This window comes from Citrobacter sp. W9 (assembly GCF_026719375.1).
GTDB lineage: Bacteria > Pseudomonadota > Gammaproteobacteria > Enterobacterales > Enterobacteriaceae > Citrobacter > Citrobacter werkmanii.
On record NZ_JAPPTE010000004.1, the window covers coordinates 1 to 17,671 of the forward strand.

The window sequence follows — 17,671 nt, forward strand, 5'->3', positions numbered from 1 at the left end:
GAATTAAACTTCGTAATGAATTACGTGTTCACTCAGAGACTTGGTATTCATTTTTCGTCTTGCGACGTTAAGAATCCGTATCCTCGAGTGCCCACACAGATTGTCTGATAAATTGTTAAAGAGCAGTTGCGACGCGCTTTGGCGCTCTGTCGCGAGGTGGCGTATATTACGCTTTCCTCTTTCAGAGTCAACCCTCATTTTCAGGTTTTTCTCTTCAACCGACCGGGCTGTTTGTGTGAAGTGATTCACATCCGCCGTGTCGATGGAGGCGCATTATAGGGAGTCGACTCAGGAAGACAAGCGGAAAAATGCATTTTTGTTCCAACCGCTCACCTTTTATCCACAACGCTTACTTTTGCTGCTTTTTTATCGCCTTTGGCAAGTCTGCCAGACTATTTATAACCAAATCTGCCGCATTTTCTGCTTCCGGCGTGACGGGTTTGCCCGTGCGCACCAGTACCTTGGTTCCAACATTCGCCGCTGCTGCCGCCTGCATATCTTCTATTTTGTCGCCTACCATATAAGAAGCAGCCATATCGATGTGCAGGAAGTCGCGAGCGGAGATCAACATCCCGGGATGCGGCTTACGGCAATCGCAGACCTGACGATACTCTTCTACGGTACCCTGCGGGTGGTGCGGGCAATAGTAGATACCATCCAGATCAACGTCGCGATCGGCCAGCGACCAGTCCATCCATTCGGTCAACGTTTCAAACTGTGCCTCGGTAAATTTACCGCGCGCGATACCAGACTGGTTCGTCACCACAATTAGCGCGTAACCCATATTTTTAAGTTCACGCATGGCATCAATAACGCCGTCGATAAACTCGAACTCATCAATCTCATGTACGTAACCGTGGTCCACATTAATGGTGCCGTCACGGTCGAGAAAAATTGCGGGTACAGACTTTGCCACCTTTTATAGCTCCTGAATAAGGCATGTGGCTCTAGTATCGCATGTTTCGGCGGGCAAGAAAGTGCTCATCGTGCAAAGCTAGATTGATTTAGACGTCTGGATGCCTTAACATCCATCTTGTTGACGGCTTCGACCGTCCCAGACAGACGAAAATGCCACGGCTAACTTAATTACGATAATAAATAACCAATGATTAAACTTTCGAATATCACCAAAGTGTTCCAGCAGGGGACTCGTACCATTCAGGCGCTAAATAATGTCAGCCTGCATGTTCCCGCGGGGCAGATTTATGGCGTCATTGGCGCCTCCGGTGCTGGTAAAAGTACGCTTATCCGCTGCGTTAACTTACTTGAACGTCCAACCGAAGGCAGCGTTCAGGTCGGCGGTCAGGAGCTGACAACGCTTTCAGAGTCCGAGTTGACCAAAGCTCGCCGTCAAATCGGCATGATTTTCCAACACTTTAACCTGCTCTCTTCCCGTACCGTGTTTGGCAACGTTGCGCTGCCGCTGGAACTGGATAACACGCCAAAGGAAGAGATCAAACGCCGTGTAACAGAACTGCTGGATTTAGTTGGCCTTGGCGACAAGCACGATAGCTATCCGGCCAACCTTTCCGGTGGACAAAAACAGCGAGTGGCGATCGCCCGTGCGCTGGCAAGTAATCCCAAAGTGTTGCTCTGCGATGAAGCCACCAGCGCACTCGACCCGGCAACCACGCGTTCGATTCTGGAACTGCTGAAAGACATTAACCGTCGTCTGGGTCTCACCATTCTGCTAATTACCCATGAGATGGACGTTGTAAAACGCATTTGTGACTGCGTGGCGGTCATCAGCAATGGTGAACTGATTGAACAGGACACCGTCAGCGAAGTCTTCTCTCACCCGAAAACGCCGCTGGCACAGAAGTTTATCCAGTCCACTCTACATCTGGATATCCCGGAAGATTATCTGGAACGTTTAAAAGCAGAGCCGCAAGCCGACAGCGTGCCAATGCTGCGCATGGAGTTCACCGGTCATTCGGTCGATGCGCCATTACTCTCTGAGACGGCCCGTCGCTTTAATGTGAATAACAACATTATTAGCGCGCAGATGGATTATGCCGGCGGCGTGAAGTTCGGCATTATGCTGACGGAAATGCACGGCACACAGGAAGATACACAAGCAGCCATTAACTGGCTGCAGGAACACCATGTAAAAGTAGAGGTACTGGGTTATGTCTGAGCCGATGATGTGGCTGCTGGTTCGCGGCGTATGGGAAACGCTGGCAATGACCTTTGTGTCCGGTTTTTTTGGTTTTGTCATTGGCCTGCCGGTTGGCGTATTGCTGTACGTTACGCGTCCTGGGCAAATTATTGAGAACGCTAAGCTTTACCGTACGCTCTCTGCGCTGGTAAATATTTTCCGTTCCATCCCATTCATTATTTTGCTGGTGTGGATGATTCCATTCACCCGCATGATTGTGGGTACCTCTATTGGGCTGCAGGCCGCTATCGTCCCGCTGACCGTCGGCGCCGCGCCGTTTATCGCCCGTATGGTGGAAAACGCGCTGCTGGAAATCCCGACCGGGCTGATTGAAGCCTCCCGTGCGATGGGCGCCACGCCGTTGCAGATTGTACGTAAGGTATTGCTGCCAGAAGCGCTGCCGGGTCTGGTCAATGCCGCTACCATCACGCTCATCACGTTGGTTGGCTATTCCGCGATGGGCGGTGCCGTCGGCGCAGGTGGTCTGGGACAGATTGGTTACCAGTACGGTTATATTGGCTACAACGCTACCGTGATGAATACAGTACTGGTATTGCTCGTCGTTCTGGTTTATTTAATTCAGTTATCCGGCGATCGCATCGTCCGGGTTGTCACGCACAAATAACGTTGCACACAACACTAAAAACTCATTAAGAAAAGGAAATAAGCATGGCGTTCAAATTCAAAACCTTTGCGGCAGTTGGAGCCCTGATCGGTTCTCTGGCACTTGTGGGTTGCGGTCAGGATGAAAAAGATCCTAACCACATCAAAGTGGGCGTTATTGTTGGCGCAGAGCAACAGGTTGCAGAAGTCGCGCAGAAAGTGGCAAAAGAAAAATACGGTCTGGACGTTGAGCTGGTCACGTTTAACGATTACGTCCTGCCTAACGAAGCGCTGAGCAAAGGCGACATTGATGCTAACGCCTTCCAGCACAAACCGTACCTGGATCAGCAGATTAAAGATCGTGGTTACAAGCTGGTTGCCGCGGGCAATACTTTTGTTTACCCGATTGCGGGCTATTCCAAAAAAATCAAATCACTGGATGAGCTGCAGGAAGGTTCTCAGGTCGCGATTCCAAACGACCCGACTAACCTCGGCCGCTCGCTGCTGCTGCTGCAAAAAGTGGGCTTAATCAAACTGAAAGACGGTGTTGGCCTGCTGCCGACCGCGCTGGACGTGATTGAAAACCCGAAAAACTTGAAGCTGGTTGAACTGGAAGCGCCGCAGCTGCCGCGTTCACTGGACGATGCGCAAATCGCCCTGGCGGTCATCAACACCACCTACGCCAGCCAGATTGGCCTGACCCCGGCAAAAGACGGTATCTTTGTTGAAGATAAAGATTCTCCGTACGTAAACCTGATCGTGACCCGTGAAGACAACAAAGATGCTGAGAACGTGAAGAAATTCGTGCAGGCCTACCAGTCTGACGAAGTGTACGAAGCAGCGAACAAAGTCTTCAACGGCGGTGCTGTTAAGGGCTGGTAATTTTAGGCTGTTTCCAGAATCTGTAATATCATCAGGACGGGCGCTTGCCCGTCTTGTCATTTATGCAAGCACCTGATTCAATATCTGACGTTTAGATCATTCATTGAGGAAATATTATGCGTGCTTTACCGATCTGTTTAGTAGCACTCATGCTGAGCGGCTGTTCTATGTTAAGCAGATCCCCTGTTGAACCCGTTCAAAGCACCGCTACCCCGCCAAAAGCGGAGCCGGAAAAACCAAAAGCACCGCGCGCGGCGCCGGTAAGAATCATTACTAACGCCGAAGATTTAGTGGGTAAACCGTTCCGCGATCTCGGCGAAGTCAGCGGCGAATCCTGCCAGGCATCTAACCAGGATTCCCCTCCGAGCATCCCAACCGCACGTAAACGCATGCAGATTAACGCCTCTAAAATGAAAGCGAATGCGGTATTGCTGCACAGTTGCGAAGTCACCAGCGGGACGCCAGGTTGCTATCGTCAGGCGGTTTGCATTGGTTCTGCACTGAACATTTCGGCGAAATGAGTCATTTTCAGTTCGAGCAAATAGGCGTTATCCGCTCACCTTATAAAGAAAAGTTCGCCGTTCCACGCCAGCCAGGTCTGGTGAAAAGTGCCAGAGGCGAACTGCATTTGCTCGCTCCCTATAACCAGGCCGAAGCTGTTCGCGGCCTGGAAGCCTTCAGCCATTTGTGGGTGATTTTTGTTTTTCATCAGACAATGGAAGGAGGATGGCGTCCAACCGTGCGCCCTCCCCGTCTTGGCGGCAACGCCAGAATGGGTGTCTTCGCCACGCGTTCAACGTTTCGTCCTAACCCTGTTGGCATGTCTTTGGTTGAGCTTCGAGGTATCCGCTGCCACAAAGAGCACGTCATCCTTGAGCTCGGCGGGCTGGATCTTGTCGATGGTACGCCGGTTGTGGATATTAAACCGTATCTGCCATTTGCCGAATCGCTGCCCGATGCTCGCGCCAGCTATGCTCAGGATGCACCGCAGGCCAGCGTAGATGTGTCGTTCAGTGAAGAGATCGCCGGGCAACTGGCTGGGCTGGAAAAACGTTATCCGCATCTTCGCCAGTTTATTGCCGAAGTGCTGGCGCAGGATCCCCGTCCTGCCTACCGTAAAAACGAGGAAGAAGGCAAAACCTACGCCGTTTGGCTGCTGGACTTTAACGTCCGCTGGCGCGTTACGCCGTCAGGATTTGAGGTCTTTGCTCTGGAAGCCCGCTAATTTGCGTCGCGTACTCTTTTGACATCCCTTTCTCGCTGGTAAACTAAACCACTTTTGTTTTGTGCCAGGCTCGTCTTGAGCCTGTTCGATCGTTCAACTGGAACCGTAACAACATGCGTACTAGCCAATATCTGCTCTCCACTCTGAAGGAGACACCTGCCGACGCCGAAGTCATCAGCCATCAGCTGATGCTGCGCGCCGGGATGATCCGCAAGCTGGCCTCCGGGTTATACACCTGGCTGCCGACCGGCGTGCGCGTCCTGAAAAAAGTCGAAAACATCGTGCGTGAAGAGATGAACAACGCCGGTGCGATCGAGGTGTTGATGCCGGTCGTTCAGCCCTCTGAGCTGTGGCAAGAGAGTGGCCGTTGGGAACAATACGGCCCGGAACTGCTGCGTATTGCTGACCGTGGCGATCGCCCGTTCGTCCTTGGCCCAACGCATGAAGAAGTGATCACCGACCTGATTCGTAACGAGCTGAGCTCTTACAAACAGCTGCCGCTGAACTTCTACCAGATCCAGACTAAATTCCGTGACGAAGTTCGTCCGCGCTTCGGCGTGATGCGTTCCCGCGAATTCCTGATGAAAGATGCCTACTCTTTCCATACCTCTCAGGAATCCCTGCAGGAGACCTACGACGCGATGTACGCAGCGTACAGCAAGATCTTCAGCCGTATGGGTCTCGATTTCCGTGCGGTACAAGCGGATACCGGTTCTATCGGCGGTAGCGCCTCTCACGAATTCCAGGTGCTGGCGCAGAGCGGCGAAGACGATGTGATCTTCTCCGACACCTCCGATTATGCAGCGAATATCGAGTTTGCCGAAGCCGTTGCGCCAAAAGAGCCGCGTGCGGCAGCAACGCAGGAGATGACGCTGGTCGATACGCCAAACGCCAAAACCATCGCCGAGCTGGTTGAGCAGTTCAACCTGCCTATCGAGAAAACCGTAAAAACCCTGCTGGTGAAAGCGGTTGAAGGCAGCAAGTCTCCGTTGATTGCGCTGCTGGTTCGCGGCGATCACGAGCTGAACGAAGTCAAAGCGGAAAAACTGCCGCAGGTTGCCAGCCCGCTGACCTTCGCCACCGAAGAAGAGATTCGCGCACTGGTGAAAGCGGGTCCGGGTTCTCTGGGTCCGGTGAACATGCCAATTCCGGTCGTTATCGACCGTACCGTTGCCGTGATGAGCGATTTCGCTGCGGGCGCGAACATCGACGGTAAGCACTATTTCGGTATCAACTGGGATCGTGATGTTGCCACCCCGGAAGTTGCGGACATTCGTAACGTGGTCGCTGGCGACCCGAGTCCGGATGGCCAGGGTACGCTGCTGATTAAACGCGGCATCGAAGTGGGTCACATCTTCCAGCTGGGCACCAAGTACTCTGAAGCGATGAAAGCCGCCGTTCAGGGCGAAGATGGCCGTAACCAGATCCTGACCATGGGTTGCTACGGTATCGGGGTCACTCGCGTGGTTGCTGCAGCTATCGAACAGAACTATGACGATCGCGGTATCGTATGGCCAGACGCCATTGCCCCGTTCCAGGTCGCGATTCTGCCGATGAACATGCATAAGTCCTACCGCGTGCAGGAACTGGCTGAAAAGCTGTACGCAGAGCTGCGCGCGCAGGGCATTGAAGTGCTGATGGACGACCGTAAAGAGCGTCCGGGCGTGATGTTTGCCGATATGGAACTGATCGGTATTCCGCACACTATCGTGCTGGGCGACCGTAACCTCGACAACGACGATATCGAATACAAATACCGTCGTAACGGCGAGAAGCAGTTGATTAAAACGGGCGACATCGTCGACTACCTGGTAAAAGCCATTAAAGGCTAATATCAGCAAAAGGCCCTGATAATCAGGGCCTTTTTTTCATCAATTAATTACACCCTTTACCGGGGATAAATTTCGCATCTTTATCCGCCATCAGCGTTTTCACTTTCTCGCCAGTGTCCGGGTTCGCCTCCAGTGTAAAATGCGCTTCCAGCGTCAGCAATACGGATTGCCCGTTTTCCGCGCGCGCGGCTAAATAGTCACGCTCAAGCTGGGCGTTATTCGCCACCGGCATCCGTTTACCCGTTGCACAGTCGGTAAAGATAGCTGCGTCAGCCATATAGAAGTACATGCCCCGCATCGGCATTGGCGTCACCGGTAAGCTAGCGGAAACGGGCTGAAGGGTGTAGTTGAACTGCGACTCAATCGGATTACCTTCACGATCGAGCATTTCCAGCGCTTCGCCTTTAGCACGATAGTACGACTTTTCACCTTTACTGTCGGTCAGCACCAGCTTATCCGCAGTACGCGCCCATGTTCCATAAGAGGCAAAGGACGACGGTTCATCCCTCACCCCCTGATAACGTTCGTTCATCACCCATGTTCCGTCTTTTTCGAGGAACAGAGAAGTTTCAATCCCTTCGCAGTCCGCGCAAGGCAGGATGCCTCGCCAGCTTTGCTGCATCGGTTTTAATTCTGCCGCCCGTGTCGGCTGTAGTACTTCCACTTCAGTACGGTTGTTACAGCCGATCAAGGAAAAAAGCGTGCATGCAGCGACGACGGACAATATTGCTGTTTTCACTATCAATTCCTTATAGATTTTTATTCCTGCTCGTCAGTCTTGCGTTCGACGAACTCTCCCGCGCAGTGACTTCACTGTGGATTTTTGCGCCTTCGATGACAACCTACGCTCTTTCGAAGCACGCGTAGGACGCGTTGCCTGTCGGCTTTTTTGCACTGCGGTTAATTCTTTGATCACCGCCACCAGCCGGGAGATTGCCGCTTCCCGGTTTAGCTCCTGGCTACGGTATTCCTGCGCCTTAATGATAATAACGCCATCACCGCTAATCAGATGATGGCTGGCGGCCAGCAGGCGTTCCTTATAATACTCTGGCAGGCCAGAGGCCCGAATGTCAAAGCGCAAATGGATGGCTGTCGAGGTCTTGTTAACGTGCTGACCACCCGCGCCCTGCGCCCGAATCGCCGTGATTTCCAGCTCATTATCAGGGATAGAGACGTTTCGGGAGATGACTATCATGAACCCTGCTGCCACGCGGTCAGATGAATTTCCAGATTGTTCTGAGAATCGGACAACCAGATAGCGCCATCCTGGATCGTCGCCTGCAGCGCCATGGTGCGACCAGCAAATTCACTCAGTTGCGCCAGCTGTTCGTCATCCAGATACCACACGGTAAGATTTTTAAACTGCGTGCACTTACTCTGGTTTTGTTGCCACCAGATCTGGGCCGCACGGCTGTTGTAGGTAAACAGGGCTACCTCAGCAGACTGAGTGCAGGCTTTCTTAATACGACGCTCATCCGGCAGGCCGAGTTCAATCCATAAATCAATGCCCAGATGATCGTTTCGCAGCCAGGCTTCCGGTTCATCTTCCGCGCTCAGGCCACGCGTGAACTGCAGGCGTTCATCAGCATATTTAATCCACGCCAGCAGGCGCAGCATCATGCGCTCCTGGGTTTCTGAAGGGTGACGCGCCAGCGTCAAGGCTGCGTCAAGGAACTGGTTGCGGTCGAGATCCGCCACATTGACTACAGCTTTATAGATTGTCGCTTTAAGCGCCATTTGAGAACTCCTTTCGAATCAGGCGCTCATTGTAGCGAAAACTACGGCAAAAGGCTGCTAACAGCACCTCTATCAAGGCCGCTGATATTGCCTGAATGAGTATGGTATAGTCACCTTGCTAAACAGAGTTTATCTTCGTAGGCTTAGACTTGCATCCACGGTTAAGTCAGAGTGCTGACAGGAGGGCATGTGGAAAAATATTGTGAGTTAATACGCAAGCGGTACGCGGAAATCGCCAGCGGAGACTTAGGGTATGTCCCGGATGCGCTGGGTTGCGTATTGAAGGTGCTTAATGAAATGGCGGCAGACAGCGCCCTTTCTGAGTCGGTCAGGGAAAAAGCGGCCTATGCTGCCGCGAACTTACTGGTGAGCGATTATGTCAATGAATGAAACGTATCAACCCATCAACTGTGATGATTACGACAATCTTGAACTCGCCTGCCAGCACCATTTGTTACTGACGTTGGCGTTAAAAGATGGCGAAGTTTTACAAGCGAAAGCAAACGATCTGGTTTCACGCAAAAACGTGGAATATCTGGTCGCAGATGTCGCAGGTGAAACCCGGGAGCTTCGCCTCGATAAAATTGCCAGCTTCAGCCACCCGCAAATCGGTACCGTGGTCGTTAGCGAATCCTGATTCTTTTGTTGCCGGATGGCGGTGCAAGCACCTTATCCGGCCTACTTTCCATGCGATATGTAGGTCGGATAAGCGCACCGCCATCAGGCATGCCAAACCAGACTCACCCCTTCTTTATCTTCTGCTGCTCCCTCACGCGTCACAAAAACACCCGCAGCCGCAATCAGCGTTTCGCCGTAAAACAACAGCGGCGTAGTATCTCGTCGCCAGGGCGGGATCCCCTGCTCCTGCCAGATTTTCTTTAATTTACGTCCACCGTTACGCCCGACAATATGTAATACGCCTGGCGCTTTAAACCGAATGCTGACGGCTTCATCTGCCTGCGGCATACGCAATTCGCCAGCAGGGATGATCTGCACCGAGCCTAACCCGGCAGGCAGCGTCAACGGCGTTTCCCGGCATGTCCACGGGATGACGGTTTCGCTTTGCCCATCGACCGATTTCACCCACCACAGCTGTGACTGATAACGACGAATGTCGAACTCTCCAAGGCGAAAACAGGGGGAAGCATCTTCCCGCGCTAGTGCGACTTCCAGCCAGATACGTTCCAGCGCGTCACGGGAAGGCATTGGCGCAGTTAATCCTGCCAGCCAGCGGCGAAGCAGGGCGGCACGCCGCACACTGCTCATCGTCATAAGCGGCGCCAGTAAAAGTGTGCCCTGGGCCGTGACACAGTCGGCTAAATCGCTGGCAAGCAGTTCATCCAGTAAGCTCTCCTGCTCGGCGCACAGCGCGGCGCTGCGGGCCGTGGCTTGCGCGAAGTGCGGCCAACGCTGTTGCAGCAACGGGGTAACGCGTAATCTGAGGAAATTGCGATCGTAGGTATCATCCTGATTACTTTCATCCTCAATCCAACATAATTGGTGCTGTCGCGCCCACCCTTCCAGCGCCTCTCGCGTTTGCGCCAGCAGCGGTCGGATCAGCCGGGTCCCGGCGAACGGTGAGCTTTCTCCCATGGCGGACAGCCCGGCAGGGCCACTGCCACGCTTAAGGGCCAGCAGAAAAGTTTCGCACTGGTCGTCCAGATGCTGGGCGGTCATCAGTACCTCGCCCGGCAGCAACGTCTGTGCAAATGCGTGATAGCGCGCCCGCCGCGCCTGAGCTTCTATCCCCAGACCATCATCCTCCAGACGGACCCGTTCAACCACCAGCGGCACCTGCCACTGCGCGCATATCGATTCACAGTGCTGCACCCAGTTGTCCGCGTGGGGACTTAATCCATGATGAATATGGATTGCGCGCAACGTAACCTCAGGGTGCTGTGCTCGCCATAGCACTAACTGATGCAGCAGCACGGTGGAGTCCAGCCCGCCGCTAAAGGCGACCAGAATCGATTGAGAATTCAGCAGTGAAGTGTTCAGCGTGAGTGTTGTCATGATGGTTACTTACAATGGCATTGCCCGGCACGTTACCGGGCTAACGCCATAATGACAAGCCTTATAGCTCATACAGTTCGAGCGGTAATCCGTCGGGATCGTTAAAAAACGTGAAGCGTTTGCCGGTGAACGGATCAATGCGTATCGGCTCGCACTTCACATCGCGCGCTTCCAGATGCGCGATCGCTTTCTCTACGTCATCCACACTGAACGCCAGATGACGTAAACCACAGGCTTCCGGTCGGCTGGGGCGGCAAGGTGGAAATGGGAAAGAAAAGAGCTCAATCACATACTGACCGTTCAATGCCAGATCGCCTTTCCAGGAGTCTCGCTCTTCCCGGTAGGCTTCGCTCATCAGGGTGAAGCCCAACACATCGCAGTAAAATGCCTTACTCGCCGCGTAGTCCGTCGCAATAATGGCAATATGGTGAACCTGTTTTAATCCCAGCATAGCGTTTTGCCTCTTTCGTTTGTTCTTTCAGCACGTTACTCGCGCTCAATGGGTTCAGGCAAGTCGTTATGCCATTTTTAAGACTCTCACACGATACACGCCATCCTCACCCAGTTTAGCGCCATGGATATCGGTTTCAAATCCAGGATAATGATGGCCCACGGAGCACAGCATCAGCAGGAAATCGAGTACAGCCCGGCTTTTTTCCGTGATCATTTCACCAGGCATCAAGAGCGGTACGCCGGGAGGGTAAGGCAGGATCATATTGGCGGAAACGCGCCCCACCAGTTGATCGAGCGCTACCGTTTCAACCTCACCTTTGATCTGCCGCTGCCAGGCCTGATGCGGCGTCATTTTCATTTCCGGTAAGGTATCAAATGCCCGCAGCATCAGCCCGGAAAGATCGTGCTGGCGAATAAGCCTATGGATCCCCTGCGCCAGATCCTGAATGCGCATATTACGATAAAAATCAGGATCTTCAGCATACAGATCCGGCAGCATGTTTTTCACGCGTAAATTCAGATCGTACGAACGCTTAAATTCCGTCAGTCCGCGCAGCAGGCCCATCGCCCGGGTTTTATCAATGCCGATGCTGAACAGGAACAACAGATTATACGGTCCCGTTTTCTCGACAACCACGCCGCGTTCATCAAGGAATTTCGCCACCAGCGCGGCAGGAATCCCCTCTTCACTCATATTTCCCTGTTCATCCATCCCCGGCGTCAGAATAGTGACTTTCACCGGGTCAAGAAACATGTGGTCGGCGTCAGCATCGATAAATCCGTGCCAGTCTTCACCGGGCGCTACCGGCCAGCATTCTGCTTCATCCACCCTTTCTGGTTGCCAGATATCAAAAAACCAGCCATCCGACTCTTCACGCAACCGCTGCACTTCTTTACGAAAATGCAGCGCCCGCTCCACCGAACGATTGATTAACCGCTTACCGGAATTGCCACGCAGCATGGCCGCTGCGGTTTCTATTGAGGCAACAATCGGGTAACTCGGCGAAGTGGATGTGTGCATCATAAAGGCTTCGTTAAAGGTGTCTTCGTCGTAATCGCCCTTAATGTGGATCAGAGAAGCCTGTGACAACGCCGCCAGCATCTTGTGGGTGGACTGGGTTTCAAAAATCACCTTCCCCGGCACGCGCTCACCGCTCATCCCGCTTTTCCCCTGATAGATCGGATGAAAATGGGTATATGGCACCCAGGCTGAATCAAAATGGATAGAGGGCACATCCAGCGTTTGTTTGATCCAGTTGGTGTTATACAGCAGGCCGTCATAGGTGGAGTTGGTGATCACCGCATGCACCGGCCATTGCGCCTGAGGGGTCTCCTCTACCTTGCTTTCGATGCTTGCCCGGCTAAATTCCCGACGGGGGATACCGCCCAGAATACCCAACGCATTACGCGTCGGCTTCAACCAGATTGGCACCACATCGCTCATCATCAGCAAATGCGCCAACGACTTATGGCAGTTGCGGTCAATCAACAGCGTACTGCCCGTGGGTGCGGCGTACATACCAACAATTTTATTGGAGGTGGACGTGCCGTTGGTTACCATATAGCTCTGCTCGGCGCCAAAAGTGCGCGCGATGTACTCCTCCGCTTCCAGGTGCGGGCCGGTATGATCCAGCAGCGAGCCCAGCTCGGTCACTGAAATGGAGACATCGGCTTTCAGCGTATTACCGCCAAAGAAATCATAGAACAGGCAGCCGACCGGGCTTTTCTGGTACGCCGTTCCCGCCATATGACCGGGCGTGCAAAAGGTATACTTTCCTTCCTTCACATAGGTAAACAGCGCTTTGGTGAAAGGGGGCGTAATGTTATCCAGATATTCGCTGGTGTACTGGCGGATACGGGTGGCAATGTCTTCAGACTGGCCCAGCGCATACTCAAAAAACCACAGCGCCATGCGCAGGTCGTGAGCGCTGACATCCATCGTTGAATGGGTATTAATAAAGGCGTAAAGCGGAAGATATTCGTTGAGCTGGTTGATGTCACTGCACAGATCCAGACTGTATTCATCCCAGTCAAAAATGACGCCGCAAATTCGCGGGTTATGTTCGATAAACTTCAGCAGGTCAACGCTATTCTGCGGCCAGATAATCTGAAACCCCTGCTGTTGTAGCGCACGCTCAAGTTCCTTGATGGGCTCATCTTTATAAAAGACGCCATGCGGTCCCATGATGGCAATGATATTCATGCGTTCCTCCTGGAAAAACCTCAGTTAAGCATAGCCTGGTCAAACTGCAGGTAAAAAAAAGGGCCACAGCATTGTGGCCCTTTTCAGAATTAATGTAGCTTATGCGTAGCCGTAGCTCATCAGACGCTGGTAGCGACGGTTTTTCAGATCTTCTTTACCTAACACATCAAGATCGGCGAGATCGGCCAGCAGTTGCGCTTTCAGTGACGCCGCCATGGCTTCCGGGTTACGGTGCGCGCCACCCAGCGGTTCAGGAATGATAGAGTCGATAAGCTTCAGCTCTTTCAGACGCGGCGCGATAATGCCCATCGCTTCAGCGGCCAGCGGCGCTTTATCAGCGCTTTTCCACAGAATGGAGGCACAACCTTCCGGGGAGATAACGGAATAGGTGCTGTATTGCAGCATATTCACTTTATCGCCTACGCCGATCGCCAGCGCGCCGCCGGAACCACCTTCACCGATAACGGTGCAGATGACCGGTACGCTCAGACGCGACATTTCACGCAGGTTGCGCGCGATCGCTTCAGACTGACCACGTTCTTCCGCGCCCACGCCCGGGTAAGCCCCTGGGGTGTCGATGAAGGTAATGATCGGCATGTTGAAACGTTCTGCCATTTCCATCAGACGCAGCGCTTTGCGATAGCCTTCTGGCGCTGGCATGCCGAAATTACGACGAATTTTTTCTTTGGTCTCACGGCCTTTCTGATGACCAATGATCATCACCGGACGACCATCCAGACGCGCAATACCGCCGACGATAGCTTTGTCATCCGCATAGGCACGATCGCCCGCCAGCTCATCAAATTCATCAAACGCCAGGCGGACATAATCCAGGGTGTACGGACGCTGTGGATGGCGCGCCAGTTGGGCTACCTGCCATGCGCCAAGATCGGCGAAGATTTTACGCGTCAGTTCTACGCTTTTTTCACGCAGACGATGCACTTCTTCATCGATGTTAATATCCAGTTTCTCATCCTGACGGCTAACCGCAGTCAGAGAATCGATTTTTGCTTCCAGCTCTGCAATCGGCTGTTCAAAATCTAGGAAATTCAGACTCATAGTATTCCTGTATTAGTCAAACTCCAGTTCCACCTGCTCCGAACCAATAAGGCCGCGGAGATCGTTTAGCAAACGATCGCTCGGAGAGACACGCCACGTCGCGCCAAAACGCAACCGCGCACGTGCATCCGCCCTCTGATAGTAGAGATGTACTGGAATTGTCCCCGAGCGGTGGGGTTCCAGAGACTGACGGAGTCGGTTTAAAAGCTGGTCATCAATTTGCCTGTCCGTCAGCGAGATAGCAAGCCCGCGAGCATATTTTTCCCGGGCTTCGTCAATATCCATGACTTCACGGGCCATCATTTTAAGCCCGCCGCTGAAGTCATCAAAGCTGACCTGTCCGCTGACGATAAGTATGCGGTCTTTTTCCAGCAATTGCTGGTATTTATCCAGGGCATCGGTAAACAACATAACTTCCAGACGCCCGGAACGGTCATCCAGTGTACAGATGCCGATACGATTGCCGCGCTTGGTGACCATTACCCGCGCGGCAATGACGAGCCCCGCAGCCGTGGTGACTTTACCACGTTCTGTCGGATGCATGTCTTTCAGCCTGTGGCCTCCAACATAGCGCTCAATTTCTTTTAAATACTGGTTGATAGGGTGTCCCGTCAGGTAAAGCCCTAACGTTTCACGCTCACCGTCTAATACTACCTGCTCAGGCCACGGTGTACAGTTGGCATAAGACTGTTCAATTTGTTCGGGTTCTTCCGCCAGCACGCCAAACATATCAGCCTGGCCAATAGCCTCGGCTTTCGCATGCTGATCGGCGGCTTTTAGCGCATCATTCAACGAATTCATCAACGCCGCGCGGTGTGGGCCAAGGCGGTCAAACGCCCCGGACATAATCAGTTTTTCCAGCACCCGGCGATTGAGTTTTTTGATATCCGTACGCGCACAGAGATCAAACAGCTCGCGGAAGTAACCGCCTTCGTTGCGCGCCTCAATAATAGCTTCAATTGGCCCTTCACCCACGCCTTTTATCGCGCCGATGCCATAAACAATCTCGCCATCATCGTTAACGTGGAAATGGTAAAGCCCGGAGTTAATGTCTGGCGGCAGGATTTTTAACCCCATGCGCCAGCATTCATCCACCAGCCCGACCACTTTCTCGGTGTTATCCATATCGGCCGTCATTACCGCCGCCATAAACTCGGCCGGGTAATGCGCCTTCAACCATAGCGTCTGGTAAGAGACCAGCGCATAGGCGGCGGAGTGTGATTTGTTAAATCCGTAACCGGCGAATTTCTCCACCAGGTCAAAGATTTTCATCGCCAGTTCGCCGTCGACGCCGCGCTTTTTCGCCCCTTCTTCAAAGGTGCCGCGCTGTTTGGCCATTTCTTCCGGCTTTTTCTTACCCATCGCACGACGCAGCATATCCGCGCCGCCAAGCGTGTAACCAGACAGCTCCTGGGCAATCTGCATAACCTGTTCCTGATACAGGATAATGCCGTAGGTTGGCTCCAGTACCGGCTTCAGACACTCATGCTGCCATTGTACGTCCGGATAGGAAATCTCTTCGCGACCATGCTTACGGTCGATAAAGTTATCTACCATCCCCGACTGTAGCGGGCCCGGGCGGAACAGGGCCACCAGTGCGATCATATCTTCGAAGCAGTCAGGCTGCAGACGTTTGATCAGATCCTTCATGCCGCGGGATTCAAGCTGGAATACCGCGGTGGTTTCCGAGCGTTGCAGCATGTCGAAGCTTTTCTTATCGTCAAGCGGAATGGCCGCGATATCGAGCGGCGGCTCGCCGTTCTTTTCACGGCGGGCGTTGATCATCTCCAGCGCCCAGTTGATGATGGTCAGCGTACGCAGCCCCAGGAAGTCGAACTTCACCAGGCCGGCGTATTCCACGTCGTTCTTATCAAACTGAGTAACCGGGTGCAGCCCCTGTTCATCGCAGTATAGCGGCGCAAAATCGGTAATTTTGGTCGGAGCGATAACCACGCCACCGGCGTGCTTGCCGGCGTTACGCGTGACGCCTTCCAGCTTACGCGCCATATCGATCAGCGCTTTAACCTCTTCATCTGCCTCATAGATTTCCGGCAGTTGCGGTTCAGCTTCGAAGGCTTTCGCCAGCGTCATGCCCGGATCGGGCGGCACCAGTTTCGAAATACGATCCACGAAGCCGTACGGGTGCCCCAGCACGCGGCCCACGTCTCGGATAACCGCTTTTGCCGCCATCGTACCGAAAGTAATAATCTGCGAAACCGCATCACGACCGTACATATCCGCCACGTGTTCAATAACCTGGTCGCGTTTCTCCATACAGAAGTCAACGTCGAAGTCGGGCATTGAGACACGTTCCGGGTTCAGGAAACGTTCGAACAGCAGGTCAAATTCCAGCGGATCCAGGTCGGTAATTTTTAGCGCATAGGCCACCAGCGAGCCTGCGCCGGAACCACGTCCCGGACCTACTGGTACGCCGTTATCCTTCGACCACTGGATAAATTCCATAACGATCAGGAAGTAGCCCGGGAATCCCATCTGGTTGATAACCTGTAGCTCAACATCCAGACGTTCATCATATTCCGGACGGCGCCTGGCGCGCTCTTCCGGATCCGGGAACAGGAACTCCAGTCGCTGTTCCAGCCCCTCTTTCGACTTCGCCACGAGGAAATCCTCGGTGGTCATATCGCCGGTCGGGAACTGTGGCAAGAAATACTCACCCAAACGCACCGTGACGTTACAGCGTTTGGCAATTTCGACGGTGTTTTGCAGCGCCTCCGGGATATCGGAGAACAGCTCGCACATCTCGTCTTCGCTACGCATATACTGCTGCGCGGAGTAATTACGCGGGCGTTTAGGGTCGTCAAGGGTGAACCCGTCGTGGATCGCCACACGGATTTCATGCGCGTCGAAATCGCCGGTTTCCAGGAAGCGAACATCGTTGGTCGCCACCACCGGCAAACCACGCCTTTCAGCCAGTTCTACCGCGGCATGCAGATAATTTTCTTCATCTTGTCTGCCGGTACGGATCAGCTCAAGGAAGTAGCTATTGGGAAAATGCGCTTCGTAAAACGCCACGCATTCGTCAACCAGGGCGCTATTACCGCGCAACAAGCTACGTCCGACGTCGCCCATGCGGCCGCCGGAGAGCAAAATCAAACCTTCTTTTAGCTCGACCAGCCAGTCGCGGTCGATAACCGGCCCTTCTGCGCCATAACCGCGCTGATAGGCTTTTGATATCAATAACGTCAGGTTCTGATAGCCGGTATTGTTAGCGGCCAGTACGGTGAGTTGCGTGAGTTCATCACCCAATAGTTCACTGCGGACATGAAAATCTGCGCCTACAATAGGCTTAATACCGGCGCCGTGACCCGCTCCGTAAAACTTCACCAGACCACACAGGTTGGTAAAATCGGTGATCGCCAGCGCAGGCATGCCTAACGCGGCCGCCTTCTTCACCAGCGGCCCGGTTTTCGCCAGCCCATCGATCATGGAGTAGTCGCTGTGCACCCGGAGGTGGACGAAACGTGGTTCAGACATCTTCAGATTCC

General features: G+C 53.4%; 17 protein-coding genes. 8 read left to right on the top strand and 9 right to left on the bottom strand.

The window, feature by feature from the left end; all coding sequences use genetic code 11:
• Positions 1-349: 349 nt before the first annotated feature.
• Positions 350-916: a D-glycero-beta-D-manno-heptose 1,7-bisphosphate 7-phosphatase gene (gene gmhB / locus OOJ59_RS08100; RefSeq protein ID WP_038637462.1), complete on the bottom strand. Its 567-nt coding sequence runs from the start codon at positions 914-916 to the stop codon at positions 350-352.
• Between the two features lie 189 nt (positions 917-1,105).
• Between gmhB and metN the strand changes: the two genes are divergently transcribed.
• The 6 genes from metN to proS all read left to right on the top strand — a co-directional run bounded on the left by metN (position 1,106) and on the right by proS (position 6,700).
• Positions 1,106-2,137, top strand: a complete 1,032-nt coding sequence (gene metN / locus OOJ59_RS08105) for a methionine ABC transporter ATP-binding protein MetN (RefSeq protein WP_038637459.1) — start codon at positions 1,106-1,108, stop codon at positions 2,135-2,137.
• On the top strand, positions 2,130-2,783 hold the full coding sequence (locus tag OOJ59_RS08110; protein WP_006686810.1) for a methionine ABC transporter permease MetI: 654 nt from the start codon (positions 2,130-2,132) through the stop codon (positions 2,781-2,783). The genes metN and OOJ59_RS08110 overlap by 8 nt, the downstream gene beginning before the upstream one ends.
• A 44-nt stretch (positions 2,784-2,827) precedes the next feature.
• Positions 2,828-3,643 (top strand): methionine ABC transporter substrate-binding lipoprotein MetQ, encoded by an 816-nt coding sequence (metQ, locus tag OOJ59_RS08115; RefSeq protein WP_006686809.1) that lies wholly within the window; start codon positions 2,828-2,830, stop codon positions 3,641-3,643.
• A 116-nt stretch (positions 3,644-3,759) separates the two neighbouring features.
• A complete protein-coding gene (gene rcsF / locus OOJ59_RS08120; RefSeq protein WP_016151780.1) occupies positions 3,760-4,164 on the top strand; it encodes an Rcs stress response system protein RcsF in 405 nt (134 codons plus the stop codon).
• Positions 4,161-4,868, top strand: coding sequence for a tRNA (N6-threonylcarbamoyladenosine(37)-N6)-methyltransferase TrmO (gene tsaA / locus OOJ59_RS08125; protein WP_085048270.1), 708 nt, complete (start codon positions 4,161-4,163; stop codon positions 4,866-4,868). The genes rcsF and tsaA overlap by 4 nt, the downstream gene beginning before the upstream one ends.
• Before the next feature lie 113 nt (positions 4,869-4,981).
• Complete coding sequence (proS, locus tag OOJ59_RS08130; RefSeq protein WP_038637453.1) at positions 4,982-6,700, top strand: proline--tRNA ligase; 1,719 nt, start codon at positions 4,982-4,984, stop codon at positions 6,698-6,700.
• A gap of 43 nt (positions 6,701-6,743) precedes the next feature.
• On the opposite strand, the gene nlpE is transcribed toward proS, so the two are convergent.
• Genes nlpE through OOJ59_RS08145 form a run of 3 tightly spaced genes read right to left on the bottom strand, consistent with a single transcriptional unit; the run spans position 6,744 to position 8,437 of the window.
• Complete coding sequence (nlpE, locus tag OOJ59_RS08135; protein ID WP_087857695.1) at positions 6,744-7,442, bottom strand: envelope stress response activation lipoprotein NlpE; 699 nt, start codon at positions 7,440-7,442, stop codon at positions 6,744-6,746.
• A gap of 30 nt (positions 7,443-7,472) precedes the next feature.
• A complete protein-coding gene (gene arfB / locus OOJ59_RS08140; RefSeq protein ID WP_038637447.1) occupies positions 7,473-7,895 on the bottom strand; it encodes an alternative ribosome rescue aminoacyl-tRNA hydrolase ArfB in 423 nt (140 codons plus the stop codon).
• Positions 7,892-8,437, bottom strand: coding sequence for a YaeQ family protein (locus tag OOJ59_RS08145; protein ID WP_085048272.1), 546 nt, complete (start codon positions 8,435-8,437; stop codon positions 7,892-7,894). Before OOJ59_RS08145 ends, arfB begins: the two co-directional genes overlap by 4 nt.
• Before the next feature lie 189 nt (positions 8,438-8,626).
• On the opposite strand from OOJ59_RS08145, the gene OOJ59_RS08150 reads away from it, so the two are divergent.
• A complete protein-coding gene (locus OOJ59_RS08150; RefSeq protein ID WP_024132476.1) occupies positions 8,627-8,827 on the top strand; it encodes a YaeP family protein in 201 nt (66 codons plus the stop codon).
• Positions 8,814-9,074 (top strand): Rho-binding antiterminator, encoded by a 261-nt coding sequence (rof, locus tag OOJ59_RS08155; protein WP_003018503.1) that lies wholly within the window; start codon positions 8,814-8,816, stop codon positions 9,072-9,074. The genes OOJ59_RS08150 and rof overlap by 14 nt, the downstream gene beginning before the upstream one ends.
• A gap of 83 nt (positions 9,075-9,157) precedes the next feature.
• Here rof and tilS read toward each other — a convergent pair whose 3' ends face one another.
• From tilS to dnaE, 5 genes are all read right to left on the bottom strand, one after another.
• Positions 9,158-10,450 (bottom strand): tRNA lysidine(34) synthetase TilS, encoded by a 1,293-nt coding sequence (gene tilS / locus OOJ59_RS08160; RefSeq protein WP_160955645.1) that lies wholly within the window; start codon positions 10,448-10,450, stop codon positions 9,158-9,160.
• Positions 10,451-10,511: 61 nt separating this feature from the next.
• Positions 10,512-10,901 (bottom strand): VOC family protein, encoded by a 390-nt coding sequence (locus OOJ59_RS08165; protein WP_069324020.1) that lies wholly within the window; start codon positions 10,899-10,901, stop codon positions 10,512-10,514.
• 66 nt (positions 10,902-10,967) lie between these two features.
• The gene (gene ldcC / locus OOJ59_RS08170; RefSeq protein WP_038637430.1) at positions 10,968-13,106 is read right to left on the bottom strand and encodes a lysine decarboxylase LdcC; all 2,139 of its coding nucleotides are present in this window, start codon (positions 13,104-13,106) and stop codon (positions 10,968-10,970) included.
• A 99-nt stretch (positions 13,107-13,205) separates the two neighbouring features.
• On the bottom strand, positions 13,206-14,165 hold the full coding sequence (accA, locus tag OOJ59_RS08175; protein ID WP_038637427.1) for an acetyl-CoA carboxylase carboxyl transferase subunit alpha: 960 nt from the start codon (positions 14,163-14,165) through the stop codon (positions 13,206-13,208).
• Positions 14,166-14,177: 12 nt separating this feature from the next.
• Positions 14,178-17,660, bottom strand: a complete 3,483-nt coding sequence (dnaE, locus tag OOJ59_RS08180; RefSeq protein WP_085048274.1) for a DNA polymerase III subunit alpha — start codon at positions 17,658-17,660, stop codon at positions 14,178-14,180.
• Positions 17,661-17,671: the final 11 nt, after the last annotated feature.